This is a genomic window from Staphylococcus sp. KUGN1 (genome assembly GCF_045984185.1).
In the GTDB taxonomy this organism is placed as follows: domain Bacteria; phylum Bacillota; class Bacilli; order Staphylococcales; family Staphylococcaceae; genus Staphylococcus; species Staphylococcus warneri_A.
In genome coordinates, this window is sequence record NZ_JBJQIL010000001.1 from 1241073 (window position 1) to 1256558 (window position 15486).

Here is a 15486-nt window from a genome sequence, read left to right on the forward strand (position 1 = left end):
ATGAAAAAAATATTTCTAGCCTTGATACATTTTTATCAACGCTATATATCTCCATTAACACCACCTACTTGTCGCTTTTATCCTACATGTTCAGAATATACGCGTGAAGCGATTCAATATCATGGTGCTTTCAAAGGATTATATTTAGGCATTCGACGCATACTCAAATGCCATCCACTACATAAAGGTGGCTATGACCCAGTACCGCTTGCTAAAAATAAGTCTAAACATCACCATTAATACATTCTAATTTACTTCTATCAACTATTGGGGGGATGAATGCAATCATTCCCTCTTTTAAAATACCTTCATTTTCCACAAAATCATTTTCAAAATAATAGCCTGCTGGCGTCACATCTCCAGGATAATCACCATATTGAGATAACATCGCAGTAAAATATCGACTCAATCCATATTCGTATATACCACCTACAACAATATTAATACCCCTATTTTTTAGATAATCAATGGTTTCGATAACACGGTCAATGCCACCTAATCTAAACGGCTTGAGTACGACCGTATCAATTGGATAATGCGAAACAATAAACTGAATATCATCAATTGATGTAGCTTTTTCATCAATAGCAATAGGTAATTGAGGTTCATCATCAAACTGTTTTAAGGTATTAATATTAGCAAATGGTTCTTCTATATATAATATGTTCTGCTTAGTATTTTTATTTATTTCTTGGTATTGATTGATATCGAGTGACTCATTTGCATCGATGACAATATCAAATGGAAATTCTAATGACTTTAATTTATTAATATCAGAAATTAATTGATTTGAATATTTCACTTTTATACGTTTAGGTTGTGTTTGCTTTAACGTCGCAAATTGGGCATCACTCCATCCACTCACGGTAGCACCATATTCAACCTTAAATGCTTTAAGTTTATAATACATTTGATATAACGCCATGACAACTGTACTGCGGGCTGCCGGACAATGATTTAATGTATTCAATAATGCCTGCCATTCTTCAAACGAATGTACATCTTTATTTTTAATTGATACAAACCACTGTTCAATCTGTTGTTTAACCGATGATATGGTTTCCTTATCATACCATGGTGTTTTAAAGGCATTGCACTCACCAAAATACGTATCACCTGTATCAGTAATCAGTTCGATAACTAAACATTCTCTTTTGTCTAACGACACTTTAGGTGTCACAATAGGTGATTTAAATGCCTGACTATATAAATAAAACTTCAACTCATTTATCTTCATTTTTTGATTCCTTTGACATCACTTTATTTCTTTGTAGTTTACCTGTTGATGTATATGGTAATTCATTTACTTCATAAAAAGCTTTAGGTATTTTATATTTAGCTAAATGTGTGGAGAAATGTTGCTGTAAATCATTTTTATCAACATAGTCTTGGGCGATATAATATAGTACCGGTACTTGACCCCATGTGTCGTCATTTTGACCGATACATACGGCGTCTTCAATTTCAGGAAAATATTTAGCTACAGATTCAATTTGATATGGATAGATATTTTCTCCACCACTAATGATTAAGTCTTTACGACGATCATAAATCATAACGAAGCCATCATCGTCAATTTCAGCAATATCACCTGTTTTAAAAAAGCCATCTTCAAAGGTATCTGTTAAATTAGAAGGATATAAATAACCATTCATTACATTTTCCCCTTTTATAAGTAATTCACCGTGACCATTTTGATCAGCATCTTTAATTTTAACTTTGACATTATCACTCGGTTTTCCAACTGTATCATATCGTTGAGCCAACATATCTGGTGTCGCAGTTAAAAATTGTGAACATGTTTCAGTCATTCCAAACGAATTATAAATAGGTAAGCGATAATCTAATGCTTGTTGAATTAAATTAGAAGAAAGCTTTGCGCCACCTAACAGAATCTTTTCTAATTGATAAGGCTTTTCTAAACCGGCATCCATTAACCATTTTAATGTTTGTGGTACAAGAGACACATGAGTAATATCTTCATTTTTAATTATATCAAGCATATCTTCTGTATTATATTTCTCTAATAGTCTGACAGTAAATCCTTCCATCACACTACGTAATATCACACTCAAACCAGATATATGATAAATCGGGAGTACAGATAACCATTTAGATTGTTGACTATAACCTAAGCTTCTTTTACATCCTTTTGCACTTGCTAGATGATTCTTAAACGTTTGAGGCACAGCCTTTTGTGGACCTGTCGTACCCGACGTAAACATGATTGATGCGATATTTTCTAATTTAAAAATATTCATTTGATCTTCTATTTGATTTAAAAGCTGAATTTCCTCAATATTGTATATAATAAAACCTTCTAATTCTAAAGATGTCGTTGTGATAATTGTATTAACATCGATTGAATTCATTTGAGCAATCATTTCATTAGTCGTTAAGCGAGTATTAATCATCGCAATTTCAATATTAGCAAGCCAACATGCATGTATTAATATCAATGATTCAATTCGATTGTTAATATGTAAACCAATTCTTGACTGAGCTAATTGTATTAAATGTTGTGAAAGTACATGCGCTTCATCATATAAAGCTTTGAATGTAAGCGAGCGTTGTCCATCAGTCACAGCTATTTTGTTTTTTTTCTTGATAGATTGTTCCTTTAACCAAAAGTCCACGAGTCATTCCTCCATTTATGATTACATATTTAATTATAACGATTTTAATAGCATCTATCAGTGTTCAAATCTTAAATTTCTAATAAAGTATGTAGAAACAAATGTATATCTACACCTTCGCATTCAAGAATGTCCTTTTAAATGATAAAAACTACATCTTGGGAAAAACGTATATAAAATAAGAAAAAAAACACCAAAAAAGATTAAAAAAGATTTATATTAAAGATACAAATTATAGGAGGTGAATCACAATGCAATTTATCACAGATCTTATCAAAAAAGCAGTAGATTTCTTCAAAGGTTTATTTGGTAACAAATAATCTGCATCATGATCATCCTGGAACTCAAGTTCCATAATCCTATGGCCCTAAAGCATACCTTATCGTATCGCTTTAGGGTTTTTCTTATATGTTTGATATGTTATATATGTATAAAGTTTGAATGAAGAAAATTATATATTATAAATATTATCGTTTTTAAGATACTTAGATATGCTTTCATCTAAAACGTTTGGAATTATTAATAGCCATAAAATAATTGCAATGTTTTCAAAATCAATTGCAATTTTCAAAATCAATCGTGAAATATCTGATAAACTTAACCCCTCCTATTTTTAAAATTCCAAATTTGGTGATACTAACACTTATTATATTGTTAAACAGTGTCTCATAATCATATTGACTTATTCTTATAACTTTCATTTGATTTTATCCATAAAAAATAGAGATTGAAGTAGTACTACTTCAATCTCTATAATATAATTTTTTGTTTATTTGTAAAAATTCTCATGATGTATCATTTTAAATTTAAAAAGCAGGATAAGTATAAAACTCAATCCTGCAAAATACTATGATATTCAATTATCGCCTAGCCTCATAGTTGGCTGGCTACTGTGTTCAATGTATTTCGTTTTAATAGTCCACGCACTGTCGTTGAGTTATATATATTATAACATTTTTATTTTATTTCTCAAGATATGATTCTAATGTTTTTATTTCTTTTTTAACGTTGTGTGGTTGTCTTTCTTTATGGTCTTCAATTTTTGATTGGGCAACTTTACTCACTTTTATTATAATTTAGACTTTCATTTAAATTCTTTTATCCTCAAATTAATGCCTAATTTAAAAGAAAACAAAAATAAGCCTAGAATGGATTAAAACCATTCTAGGCACTTTTACGGAGAGTGAGGGATTCGAACCCTCGAGACGCTTGTGGCGCCTACACACTTTCCAGGCGTGCTCCTTCGGCCAGCTCGGACAACTCTCCATCATAATATGATAAATAAAAAAACAGAAGCGATATTTCACTTCTGTTTGTATGACTCCTACGGGACTCGAACCCGTGTTACCGCCGTGAAAGGGCGGTGTCTTAACCGCTTGACCAAGGAGCCATGGCTCCACAGGTAGGACTCGAACCTACGACCGATCGGTTAACAGCCGATAGCTCTACCACTGAGCTACTGTGGAATAATAATGGAGCGGGTGATGGGAATCGAACCCACAACATCAGCTTGGAAGGCTGAGGTTTTGCCATTAAACTACACCCGCATGTGAAATGTAATACGATTATGGGGCGGTTGAAGGGAATCGAACCCTCGAATGTCGGAACCACAATCCGATGCGTTAACCACTTCGCCACAACCGCCAAAAATGACGAATGGTTCAGGACAGAGTCGAACTGCCGACACATGGAGCTTCAATCCATTGCTCTACCAACTGAGCTACTGAACCATAATATTAATAATGGCGGTCTCGACGGGAATCGAACCCGCGATCTCCTGCGTGACAGGCAGGCGTGTTAACCGCTACACTACGAGACCTATTAAAACTATGTATTGCGGGAGGCGGATTTGAACCACCGACCTTCGGGTTATGAGCCCGACGAGCTACCGAACTGCTCCATCCCGCGATAATATTATTTTTGACTACTTGATTATTGTACCATCATTAGCTTAATAAAGTCAACACTTTTTTAAAACTAAATTTACATTGTTTGAATTAATAAAACAATCGATACGTTCAAGTCGCTTTAATACGCTCTCGCTTAACACTTTATTAGTATATTAAGTTTGTTACTATTAGTCAATATTAATTCCAAATTAAAATGTGTAAAAATTACTACTTGATTTCATTTTATAACAAAAGTGTCTAAATGGCCTTCTATTATATTAACTTTCATCCAATATTGATACCTTTTCTATAAAATAATCATCTTCTATTATTCATGTTTTCTGTTTTTTGTCCCTTACTGCTACTAAATGGATCACAATATCAAATGACTAACGCCATACTTATCTATTCTAAATAAGTACGGCGCATATTTTAAATTATATTATTAATTTCCCTACACTATTGCGTCATAAATCCTTGCATACGATTTTGTAGTGATGTGAATGTAGTAAAACCATCCTCTTCCATAAAATGGCCACCATCTTCAACAACTCGCATACGTCCATCTAAGGTATCCATGAGTCGTTTCGTTTCTTTATATGAAACATGTGTATCATTTTTAGAACTCAAACCATAAAAATGATCTACTTTACTTTTAACTCGTTCATAATTAATCGTTACTCCATGTAAATCAATATTTTCATCTATGTCTACTGCATCATCTTTAAAACCAGCAATACTGAATAGCCCTTCAACATTTTGTTCTAATGTTTCTATAAATTTCAAAGTCGCTATCGTTCCAAATCCATGTGTTACAAAATATGTATCTTTCTTTCTTACATTTAATTGTTGTTGCATTTGCTTAACCCACATATCAATTTTAGCAGGAGTATTAGCTTCTAAATTAAAAAGAGAGACTTTATATCCTTCTAACGTTAAATTGTGACCTAACCATTCATACCAATGATTATGTGCATTTCCTACACTTGAATGAACAATGATGACATCTGTCATTTTTTATCAACCTCACTTCTAGATTAAGTAGCAGTCTTTATCATGAACGTATTTATCTTTATTCTATATCAAAAGCACTTTAAAAAGACATTATTATCCTTTTAAAGTGCTTTAATTAAATTATAAAACGTATTAACGTAATTCCTCTAGCATTTCATCAACCGCATTATGACCTTGTTGGATACAATCAGGTAGGCCAACCGCTTCAAATGGTGCCCCTGTAATTTTTAATCGCGGATAAGTTCGTTTAATATGTTCTTGAATTTTTCTAATTTGTTTAATGTGGCCTACATGGTATTGAGGCATACTTTTCGGTAATCGATTGACTATTGTGAATTCAGGATCACCTTTAAATGTCATCATTTGTTTTAAATCACGACGTACTATAGAAACAATTTCTTCATCTGTGTGATCATCCACAACAGTATCACCTGGTTTACCAACATAAGCTCTTATTAAAACTTTGCCTTCTGGTGTTGTAAATGGCCATTTTTTAGATGTCCATGTACATGCCGTAATATCTGTATTACTTGTTCTAGCAATAACAAAACCAGTACCATCATAAGTATTTTCAATATCTTTTTCATCAAATGCTAGGACAACAGTTGCAACTGTTGTTGAATCCATCGTATTGAAATAATCAAATGCTGGATCATGATTGAACCATTGCATAAACACTTGTTGAGGTGTAGTGACTAATACACCGTCATAAAGTTCATTTTTACCATCAACAACCACTTGATAGTCTCTTTGAGATACAATAATATCTTCAACTTTAGTGTTATATTTAATGTCTACACCTTGATTTTTAACAGCTTTTTCAAGTGCTTCGATAAATGAGCTTAAACCATGCTTGAACTGTTTAAATTGTCCTTTCGGCGCACCTGGATATAATTGACGTTGTTTAATACGTTGTTCTTTTTCATCTTTCATACCTTTAATTAAGCTACCAAAGGCTTCTTCTTTTTCTTTAAAGTTAGGAAATGTACTCATTAAACTTAAGTCATCTATATTTGTACCATAGATACCACCCATCAGTGGTTCAATTAAATTTTCAAGTACTTCATCACCTAAACGCTGTCTAAAGAAATCACCTACTGAAATGTCATCTTCTATTTCGATAGGCTTTTTAAATAAATCTAATCCAGCTCTAAGTTTACCTAATGGTGAAATTAATTTAGTTTTGATAAAAGGTTTAATATCCGTTGGTATTCCCATAATAGAACCACCAGGTATCGGATATAATTTATTTTTAGCATAAATGTATGATTGACCTGTCGTATTGGTAATTAAATCATTACCTAATCCAATTTCATTAGCTATATCAGTCATAATCGTTTTTCTACCTAAATAAGACTCTGGGCCTAATTCAATCGTATAGCCATCTTTACGATATGTTTGGATTTTTCCACCTGGTCGATTGGTTGCCTCATAAATGGTTACATTTAAATGAGGATTTTGTTTTTTCATATAGTAAGCACTTGTTAAGCCGGTTATACCTGCACCGATGATTGCTACATTCTTACTCAAAATCATTCACGCTTCCTTCTATTAAAATACTGATTTAATTTCGTCTACAATTGCTCCGATAAATAATGGATGTGTATTAGGCATTTCTGGACGATAATAATTTGCACCGATGTCGTCACAAACAACTTTACATTCATAGTCATTATCATATAAAACTTCTAAATGTTCGCATACAAATCCAACTGGTGTATAGATAAAGTTTTTATAACCATGGGCTTCATATAAATCTCTAGTTAAATCTTGTACATCAGGCCCTAACCAAGGTGTACCAGTATTACCTTCTGATTGCCAACCTTCAGCAACATGGATAATATTTGATTTAACTTTTAATTGTTCTGCTGTGTCATGTAGCTCTTTAGGATATGGATCATTGTTTCTTTCAATTAATCCTTTAGGTAGACTGTGTGCTGATACAACTAATACAGTATCGTCATGTTCTTCAGATGGAATCTGTTTTAAAGTATCATTAATTTGATTAGTCCAAAACTCTAAGAATTTCGGTTGGTGATAATAATGTTTAACATGATGTAATTGAATACCATATTTTTCAGCTTCTTGATCGGCACGCTCGTCATAAGAGCCCACTGAAAAGCTTGAATAGTGTGGTGCCAAAACAACTGTTACTGCTTCAGTAATCCCATCATTATTCATAGACTCAACCGCTTCTTCTATATATGGAGAAATATGTTTTAAACCTAAATATAACTTAAATTCAACATCATCATATGCACTATTTAAGGCATCTCTTAATGCTTCTGCCTGTCTGTTTGTTGTACCTGCTAATGGTGATAAGCCACCTATAAATTCATAGCGGTTTTTTAAATCTTGTAGTTCTTCATCTGTTGGTTTTTTACCGTGTCTGATATCAGTATAATAAGGTTCAATGTCACTTTCTTTGTAAGGTGTGCCATAAGCCATTACTAATAATCCTATTGTTTTACTCATTTATAAAACCACCCTTTAATCTAATCATATTACTTACGTTATTCAAATTGAATTAATAGAACTACTGTTGAGTATAATCATGTACAAATTGACTTACTTTGCGAAGTGTTTCTGGTTGAACTTCTGGGAAAACACCATGCCCAAGGTTAAAGATGTGTTTACCTCTAGACATACCTTGGTCTAAAATGTCTTTTAATCTCTCTTCAATTACTTCCCATGGCGCTAATAATAATGAAGGGTCTAAATTGCCTTGTAATGTTTTGTTTACGCCCATTTGTTGAGCTTGCTGAATAGATGTTCTCCAATCTAAACCTAGCACATCAATTGGTAAATCATTCCATTCATTAATTAAATGACTTGCTCCAACTCCAAACAATATGACTGGAACGTGATGTTGACGCTTAATACCATTTACTAATTTATCCATACCTGGTTTAATATATTTTCTATAATCTTGAACATTTAAAGCGCCTACCCATGAGTCGAAGATTTGAATCAATTCGGCTCCTGCTTCTATTTGTGCATTAACGTAATCTATAGAAATTGCAACCAAATGATCCATTAAAGCAAACCAAGTAGCTTCATCACGATACATCATTGCTTTAGTTAAATTGTAATTTTTAGATGGTCCGCCTTCTATCATATATGAAGCTAAAGTGAATGGAGCACCAGTAAATCCAATTAACGGTACATTTAATTTTTCTTCAGTTAAAATTTTTATCGTATCTAAAACATATGGTACATCTCGTTTTGGATCAATTTGAGAAAGTTTTTCAACATCTTGTACTGATTTTATTGGATTTTGTATCACTGGTCCGATTCCAGATTTAATCTCAACATCTACACCAATAGGTTTTAACGGTGTCATAATATCTTTATATAAAATCGCAGCATCTGTGTTGTAATTATCAACTGGTAAGTGTGTGACATATGCACATAATTCAGGTTGATGCGTAATATCGAATAATGAATATTTCTCTTTTAATTTACGGTATTCTGGCTGTGACCTCCCTGCCTGACGCATAAACCAGACCGGTGTATGGGATGTCTTTTCACCTTTTATCATTTTTAAAATCGTATCATTCTTGGTATGCACCATATAGTCCCCCTAAATTAAAATCATTCTTATCTATAATATCATATTGTATGTTCGTTCGTATTTTAATGTGCTTAAATGTCATAAAAAAGACATAGTAAAATTATTTGGAAATATGAACTACTTACAAATTGTCATAATTTTTTATTTAGATATTGAAATTCAATATAATAACTCGTCATTTTATATCATGGATATAATATAATTCCATTTAATTTCAGTTTAATTTGTAATAAATCAAAACATTCTTATACATTTATTTTAAAAATCAGACTTTTAAGGTAGAAAATAAAAATTGATAATCGTATAATTAATAAAAACGAGGGAGGTAACTGTCATGAATTTATATACATCTTATGGGACTTATGGATTTTTAAATCAAATTCAACTTAATAATCCAGATCATAATTTATACCAATATTCAGCATCAGATACTTCAGTTATATTAGAAGAAACTGAAGGAAAATCTGTACTAAAACATCCAAGTGCTTATGAAGTGTTATACAGTGTGGGTGAATTTAATGAAGATCATTTTTACTGTGCACTGTTTATTCCTTCATCAGAAGATCATAAAAATCAATTAGAAAAACAATTGCTTCATTTAGGTGCACCTTTTGACACTTTCGGTGGATTCAAAAGTTATCGATTATTACGACCTTTAGAAGGCAATACTTATAAATTGTATTTTGGTTTTGCTAATCGTAGTGCATATGAAGACTTTAAGTCATCTGATTTATTCCAAGATCATTTTTCTAAAGCAGCATTAAATCAATTCTTTGGATATAGTGGCCAACATTCAAGCTACTTTGAACGTTACTTATATCCAGTTGATCATAATTAAAAAATAAGTTGTCCTATAGCGTAGATACTTCTTTCGCTATAGGACAACTTTTTCATTTAATCTCTTAATAATGTTTCTTGGTATTTTAATTTTTTAATGGTACTTCTAATTGTAAAATAACCAACTAAGAAGAATACGATTGAAAAGAAAAATAATGTTGAATTCATGATTGAAAATGTAATTGTTAATATCAAACCAATAATAATCATAAGTCTATATAAAAACTTCTCATAACCCTTGATAACAATTGTATCAGGTACTGGCCAAACCTGTGGCCATAAACCATAGGCTTGTTGAGTATAAAACTGAGACATTTGTAATAAAGTAATATACATAAACAGACTACCTATTAATATGGATACTACTGGATTTGAAAGCCATACCATTAATATCACCGCAATAAGTGTCAATCTTAATATGATGCTAAAGGCATCTCTTCCCCTTACAAAACTTCGTATAAATAAATATAAATACATTTGATTTGCATTAAACTTTTTACCTTTTGGTACCGGCAAGATAAAATCTAAATAACTACGTCTAACCGCAGATTCTCTAAGATGTTTGACATCGGTAAACATATTTACAAACTTATAATAATTAGTATAATGTCTATGTTCTACCCCAATCATTCTATCCCATGGGTATAATTGGTTGTCTGCTTTAGATTTTAAAATAACAATCAATATTAATATGACTAACGTGATAATTAACGCGAAATACGTTTGCATTCCGAGAATCAAATAATAGTTAATACTTAAAATAATAAAAAAGCCTAAATTCATTAACCAAGTTGATACACCTAATTGATAACCAATCCATCTTAGGCATAATACTAAATAGGGTAATATTAGTGCAATTACTACAAAAACAATATAGTACTGCAAATGGTGATGATTTAATTTATAAAATAATGGAAATGGTACAATGAGTAATACCAATTGCATTATTATTCTTGCAAAGTAACTATATTGAATACTTAATGACATATATCGTTTCATATACTTTTCAAACGGTAATAAAAAAATCTGATCTGCTTCTTTTAATAATGTTCTTAATGGAAATAATGAAGCAATCGCGATAATCATACTAGTTATAAGTGCATAATCGATATGCTTAGGTATATGTTTTAACCACTCTCCATACCCCATGATAAAAGCACCGAACAAGATTAAAAGAAAGACAGTAAAATGACCATTAAAAATAAATTTATTGTAGTAATTCTTTTCTTTACGTATCGCCTTTTGACGCTTTCTAAATAATGTCGTTGCCTGATTATTCATTGGCATGTCCACCTTGAGTAACATGTATATAAATATCATCAAGTGTATGATGATTTAGACCAGTTTGCGTTCTTAATTCCTCTAAATTTCCAAAGGCCACAACTTCACCTTTATCTAAAATGATAAAACGATCACAGTAGCGTTCGGCAGTGGCTAAGATATGTGTACTCATTAACACTGTACGCCCTTCATTTTTCTTTTCTACCATTAAATCAAGCATAGACTGTATACCTAATGGGTCTAAACCTAAAAATGGTTCGTCAATAATGTACAATTCAGGATTAACAATAAAAGCACATATGATCATCACTTTTTGCTTCATACCTTTTGAAAAATGGCTTGGGAAGACTTTTAATTCATCTTGTAACCTAAATATTTTTAATAATGGTTCTGCCCTTTTCATTGCTTCTTCTTGAGATAGACCATATGCCATTGCAGTCATTTCAATATGTTCTTGTAACGTTAATTCATCATAAATAACTGGTGATTCTGGAATATATGATAATTTTCGACGATATGTTTCAATATCGTCTGTTATATTAGTATTTGAAATTGATAATGAGCCTGATGTAGGTGTTAAAAGTCCTAACATATGTTTGATCGTAGTACTTTTACCAGCACCATTCAGACCAATTAATCCAACGATTTCGCCTTTTTTTAATTCAAAATTAATATCCTTAATTACAGGTCGTTTACCGTAACCACCTGTTAGATGTTCTACTTTTACTGTCATAAGGCACCTCCACGAGACCTATTGTATCAAAAATAATGAATTACACCTAAAATTAGCTATGAAGAATGACGAATTTTTGTTAGTAATGCTATAATATATTTTAAGATGAAGAGAAGAGGAGTGTAATCAACATGTCTGAAACGATTTTCAGTAAAATTATTACTGGCGAAATTCCTAGCTTTAAAATTTATGAAAATGATTATGTCTATGCCTTTTTAGATATTTCTCAAGTAACGAAAGGTCATACACTGTTAATCCCTAAAAAAGCCTCAGCAAATATCTTTGAAACAGATGAAGAAACAATGAAACATATAGGTGTTGCTCTTCCTAAAGTGGCAAATGCAATTAAAAAAGCATTTAATCCTGATGGCTTAAACATTATTCAAAATAATGGTGAATTCGCCGATCAATCTGTTTTCCATTTACATTTCCATTTAATTCCAAGATATGAAAATGACATTGATGGTTTTGGTTATAAATGGGAAACACATGAAGAAACGTTAAATGATGAAGCCAAAAAAGAAATTGCTGCTCAAATTCAAGCTCAATTTGAATAATCATGCTTAATTTGTCTTAAAATGGGTATAAGATGAATAATACAATTATCCGAGATATAAAAGTGAGGAGATTTATAATGAAAGTAACACGCGTATTGTTTGGTATTGGCGTAGGTGTTGCCGCAGGTTTCGCAGTCTCATTGCGTAATCGTGATGACCAAAGCGTTAAAAATAACACGATTGATGGCGGACAACCAACTGGCGCTCAATCAGAGTTACAACGTGAACTAGAAACAATGAAACAATCATTTAATGACATATTAAATTATAGTTCACAAATTAAAAATGAAGGAACAGAATTTGGTAGTTCAATCGGTGATGAAATCAAAACATTAATCGGTAACTTCAAGTCTGATATTAATCCTAATATTGAAAAGCTACAATCTCACATTGAGAATTTACAAAACCGTGGCGAAGAAATCAGCAATACATTTTCTAAAGAAAAATAAATGAGTCATTATTGGGTTTCCCCTATTCAAAAAGTGCAATCAATAATTGCATTTTTGAATAGGGGTTTCTAATATATTGAATCACTTTTGAATTATGGTGTTTGACTGTTTTTTACTAAAGTACCTATTGACTTCATCTCTAATTCAATAGATAATACCATACATATATTGACTAAGAAATGAGGCATGTTGCATGTTTTTATGTACAAGACAAATTGATATTCATGAAAGATTTGGTATACCTAGAATTGCATTCATGAGCATCGTTGGTACCATTATAATGTTTTTGTTTAGTTATGAAGTCATGTACTTTTTTAGTAACACGCCATTATCAGATAAACATTTTTTGATTGTGCTTGTACTTATATTTTTTATGTATCCATTGCATAAAGGGGTTCATTTATTATTTTTCTTACCCTTTTACAAATCATTTCGAATTCATAAATTAACTCGAAAGAAATGGATTCCATATTTTAATACTTATGTAAATACACCTATTCATAAAGTTTATTTTTGTATCAACTTGATATTACCTTTTATATTAATATCATCTTTATTTATTTTTTTATGTATGTATTTCCCTCAATATGGACATTATTGTATGTTTCTATTAGCACTTAATTTTGGTTTTTCTGTACTTGATTTACTTTATTTAAAAATCCTAGTGTTTTCATACTATGGTAATTATATTGAAGAACATCAATCAGGCGTTCACATTTTAAAAAAAGAAAAATTCGTTTCTACTTTATAAGTTTAAATCTAAAGAGGTCGGGACAAAAGCGTTTAGGATTTGAGCAGAACCGAACGATGATAAAGAACTACTTCCTTATTCATAGGTTAGTAGTTCTTACAAACTCAATAGTTGAGTTTGTTCATTTGAATTGTTTTCCAAATTTTGTCGAATCGTGAGCGTTTGCCCAACATAGAGAAATTGGAATACCAATTTCTCTATGTTGGGTCCCTTCTGCCGATAATCCTGCTTTTGGGACGCCGTTAATCGGTTTCCCAGAAGCACAAAAGCTTTATGTCTCAACCTCGTTTTTTATCGTCATGGACTTTTGTCTATAAATCACCTAGTACTATAGTCCTATAGAGAGGGTTTTGAATTGGTACCTTCCCTTTTATATGTTATATTTACGTTGATTATATACATAAAGGAGCTAACAACATATGAAAGCATTTAACAAAATCATGATACCAGTGACAGCAAGTGCCCTTTTACTAGGTGCATGTGGCTCAGATTCGACAGATTCAAAAGAGAACACGCTCATATCATCTAAAGCTGGTGATGTTAAAGTTGAGGATGTTATGAAGAAAATTGGCAAAGATCAAATTGCTAGTAAATCATTCAGTATCGCTCTGGATAAAATTCTCGCTGATAAATATAAAGATAAAGTAGATACTAAAGATATTGATAAAGATATTAAAAAAGAAGAAAAGCAATATGGTGGTAAAGAACAATTTGAAAGTGTTTTAAAACAACAAGGTATGTCAATGGATGAATACAAAGATCAAAAACGTTTATCTGCTTATCAGAAAGAATTATTAAATGATAAGATTAAAGTTTCGGACAAAGAAATCAAAGATAATACTAAAAAAGCTTCTCATATCTTAATCAAAGTCAAATCTAAAGATAGTGATAAAGAAGGCTTATCAGATAAGAAAGCTAAACAAAAAGCTGAAGAAATTCAAAAAGAAGTTTCCAAAGATCCAAGTAAATTTGGAGAAATCGCCAAAAAAGAATCAATGGATAAATCTAGTGCTAAAAAAGATGGTTCCCTTGGTTATGTAACAAAAGATCAAATGATGGAAAGCTTCGACAAAGCACTATTTAAACTTAAAGAAGGTGAAGTTTCTAAAGTTGTCAAAACTGATTATGGTTACCATATCATTAAAGCTGACAAAGAAACTGACTTTAATTCAGAAAAATCAAATCTAAAATCTAAAATTTTAGAACAAAAAATTCAAAAAGATCCTAAATTACTTACCGATGCTTATAAAGAAATTCTAGATGAATATAAAGTAGATTATAAAGATAGAGATATTAAAAAAGCTGTTGATGATACAATTTTAGATCCAGACAAGATTAAACAACAAGAACAACAGTCATCACAAGGTGGCGCTAGCATGCAACAAGGTGCTCCAGGAATGACAGGCTCATAATTCAAAATTAGCATTGACGACTGTAACATTTTGCAATCCTATTTACACATGTTATAATATATATAACAAAGATTTCAGTATGGAAACACCAATCCCCTCACTATTTGCGGTAGTGAGGGGATTTTTTAGTGTAGCTACATATGTCGCCTATTTACTTATCGTTACGATGGCGTAGCCAATGCGCAAATAATGTAACGATACAACCACTAATAACAGTAGTTGCGATATGAACAAAGATTTCAGTCATGGAAGTAACACCCCCTCTCATCGTCAAAATGACGCCTGAGAGATAGGCGACGATATTATTATATCATCTCTACTCACTTTTGAAATATATAGATAATAGATTAAAT

Annotated in this window: 16 protein-coding genes and 8 tRNA genes; 7 read left to right on the top strand and 17 right to left on the bottom strand. The window is 31.6% G+C overall.

What is annotated here, in order from left to right:
* The gene (gene yidD / locus ACJQQZ_RS06000) at positions 1-240 is read left to right on the top strand and encodes a membrane protein insertion efficiency factor YidD (protein ID WP_002452125.1); all 240 of its coding nucleotides are present in this window, start codon (positions 1-3) and stop codon (positions 238-240) included.
* Here yidD and menC read toward each other — a convergent pair.
* Both menC and menE read right to left on the bottom strand, forming a co-directional pair.
* A complete protein-coding gene (menC, locus tag ACJQQZ_RS06005) occupies positions 224-1237 on the bottom strand; it encodes an o-succinylbenzoate synthase (protein ID WP_124227876.1) in 1014 nt (337 codons plus the stop codon). The two genes, yidD and menC, sit on opposite strands and share 17 nt — an antisense overlap.
* Positions 1224-2636: an o-succinylbenzoate--CoA ligase gene (gene menE / locus ACJQQZ_RS06010; RefSeq protein WP_124227877.1), complete on the bottom strand. Its 1413-nt coding sequence runs from the start codon at positions 2634-2636 to the stop codon at positions 1224-1226. The genes menC and menE overlap by 14 nt, the downstream gene beginning before the upstream one ends.
* A gap of 251 nt (positions 2637-2887) precedes the next feature.
* Here menE and ACJQQZ_RS06015 point away from each other — a divergent pair, with 251 nt between their 5' ends.
* Positions 2888-2956, top strand: coding sequence for an epsilon family phenol-soluble modulin (locus ACJQQZ_RS06015; protein WP_100066984.1), 69 nt, complete (start codon positions 2888-2890; stop codon positions 2954-2956).
* Between the two features lie 857 nt (positions 2957-3813).
* On the opposite strand, the gene ACJQQZ_RS06020 is transcribed toward ACJQQZ_RS06015, so the two are convergent.
* The 12 genes from ACJQQZ_RS06020 to hemE all read right to left on the bottom strand — a co-directional run bounded on the left by ACJQQZ_RS06020 (position 3814) and on the right by hemE (position 9113).
* Positions 3814-3902 (bottom strand) — tRNA-Ser (locus ACJQQZ_RS06020).
* A 52-nt stretch (positions 3903-3954) separates the two neighbouring features.
* Positions 3955-4026 (bottom strand) — tRNA-Glu (locus tag ACJQQZ_RS06025).
* Between the two features lies 1 nt (position 4027).
* Positions 4028-4102 (bottom strand) — tRNA-Asn (locus tag ACJQQZ_RS06030).
* Between the two features lie 7 nt (positions 4103-4109).
* Positions 4110-4183: transfer RNA gene (locus tag ACJQQZ_RS06035), tRNA-Gly, on the bottom strand.
* Between the two features lie 21 nt (positions 4184-4204).
* Positions 4205-4280: transfer RNA gene (locus ACJQQZ_RS06040), tRNA-His, on the bottom strand.
* 13 nt (positions 4281-4293) lie between these two features.
* A tRNA-Phe gene (locus tag ACJQQZ_RS06045) sits at positions 4294-4366 on the bottom strand.
* A gap of 13 nt (positions 4367-4379) precedes the next feature.
* Positions 4380-4455: transfer RNA gene (locus tag ACJQQZ_RS06050), tRNA-Asp, on the bottom strand.
* A 15-nt stretch (positions 4456-4470) separates the two neighbouring features.
* Positions 4471-4544: transfer RNA gene (locus ACJQQZ_RS06055), tRNA-Met, on the bottom strand.
* 440 nt (positions 4545-4984) lie between these two features.
* The gene (locus ACJQQZ_RS06060; protein ID WP_002452122.1) at positions 4985-5539 is read right to left on the bottom strand and encodes an RBBP9/YdeN family alpha/beta hydrolase; all 555 of its coding nucleotides are present in this window, start codon (positions 5537-5539) and stop codon (positions 4985-4987) included.
* 132 nt (positions 5540-5671) lie between these two features.
* On the bottom strand, positions 5672-7069 hold the full coding sequence (hemY, locus tag ACJQQZ_RS06065) for a protoporphyrinogen oxidase (RefSeq protein WP_186364175.1): 1398 nt from the start codon (positions 7067-7069) through the stop codon (positions 5672-5674).
* 21 nt (positions 7070-7090) lie between these two features.
* Complete coding sequence (hemH, locus tag ACJQQZ_RS06070) at positions 7091-8014, bottom strand: ferrochelatase (protein ID WP_124227918.1); 924 nt, start codon at positions 8012-8014, stop codon at positions 7091-7093.
* A 61-nt stretch (positions 8015-8075) separates the two neighbouring features.
* Entirely contained in the window at positions 8076-9113 is a 1038-nt protein-coding gene (hemE, locus tag ACJQQZ_RS06075) for a uroporphyrinogen decarboxylase (protein ID WP_002452119.1), read from the bottom strand.
* A 334-nt stretch (positions 9114-9447) separates the two neighbouring features.
* On the opposite strand from hemE, the gene traP reads away from it, so the two are divergent.
* Positions 9448-9951, top strand: coding sequence for a signal transduction protein TRAP (gene traP / locus ACJQQZ_RS06080; RefSeq protein ID WP_002452118.1), 504 nt, complete (start codon positions 9448-9450; stop codon positions 9949-9951).
* Between the two features lie 56 nt (positions 9952-10007).
* Here traP and ecsB read toward each other — a convergent pair whose 3' ends face one another.
* Both ecsB and ecsA read right to left on the bottom strand, forming a co-directional pair.
* On the bottom strand, positions 10008-11231 hold the full coding sequence (gene ecsB / locus ACJQQZ_RS06085; protein ID WP_124227919.1) for an ABC transporter permease EcsB: 1224 nt from the start codon (positions 11229-11231) through the stop codon (positions 10008-10010).
* Positions 11224-11964: an ABC transporter ATP-binding protein EcsA gene (gene ecsA, locus ACJQQZ_RS06090; RefSeq protein WP_002452116.1), complete on the bottom strand. Its 741-nt coding sequence runs from the start codon at positions 11962-11964 to the stop codon at positions 11224-11226. Before ecsA ends, ecsB begins: the two co-directional genes overlap by 8 nt.
* Before the next feature lie 131 nt (positions 11965-12095).
* Between ecsA and ACJQQZ_RS06095 the strand changes: the two genes are divergently transcribed.
* The 4 genes from ACJQQZ_RS06095 to prsA all read left to right on the top strand — a co-directional run bounded on the left by ACJQQZ_RS06095 (position 12096) and on the right by prsA (position 15133).
* Positions 12096-12521 carry an HIT family protein gene (locus tag ACJQQZ_RS06095; protein WP_049424853.1) on the top strand — a complete coding sequence of 142 codons (426 nt, stop codon included), beginning with the start codon at positions 12096-12098 and terminating at the stop codon, positions 12519-12521.
* Between the two features lie 77 nt (positions 12522-12598).
* Complete coding sequence (locus tag ACJQQZ_RS06100; protein WP_002452114.1) at positions 12599-12970, top strand: YtxH domain-containing protein; 372 nt, start codon at positions 12599-12601, stop codon at positions 12968-12970.
* A 193-nt stretch (positions 12971-13163) separates the two neighbouring features.
* A complete protein-coding gene (locus ACJQQZ_RS06105) occupies positions 13164-13721 on the top strand; it encodes a DUF3267 domain-containing protein (protein WP_124227920.1) in 558 nt (185 codons plus the stop codon).
* A 419-nt stretch (positions 13722-14140) separates the two neighbouring features.
* On the top strand, positions 14141-15133 hold the full coding sequence (gene prsA / locus ACJQQZ_RS06110) for a peptidylprolyl isomerase PrsA (protein ID WP_124227921.1): 993 nt from the start codon (positions 14141-14143) through the stop codon (positions 15131-15133).
* Positions 15134-15284: 151 nt separating this feature from the next.
* Here the strand turns inward: prsA and ACJQQZ_RS06115 are convergent, their stop codons facing one another.
* Positions 15285-15380 carry a type I toxin-antitoxin system Fst family toxin gene (locus ACJQQZ_RS06115; protein ID WP_015364873.1) on the bottom strand — a complete coding sequence of 32 codons (96 nt, stop codon included), beginning with the start codon at positions 15378-15380 and terminating at the stop codon, positions 15285-15287.
* Between the last annotated feature and the right edge of the window lie 106 nt (positions 15381-15486).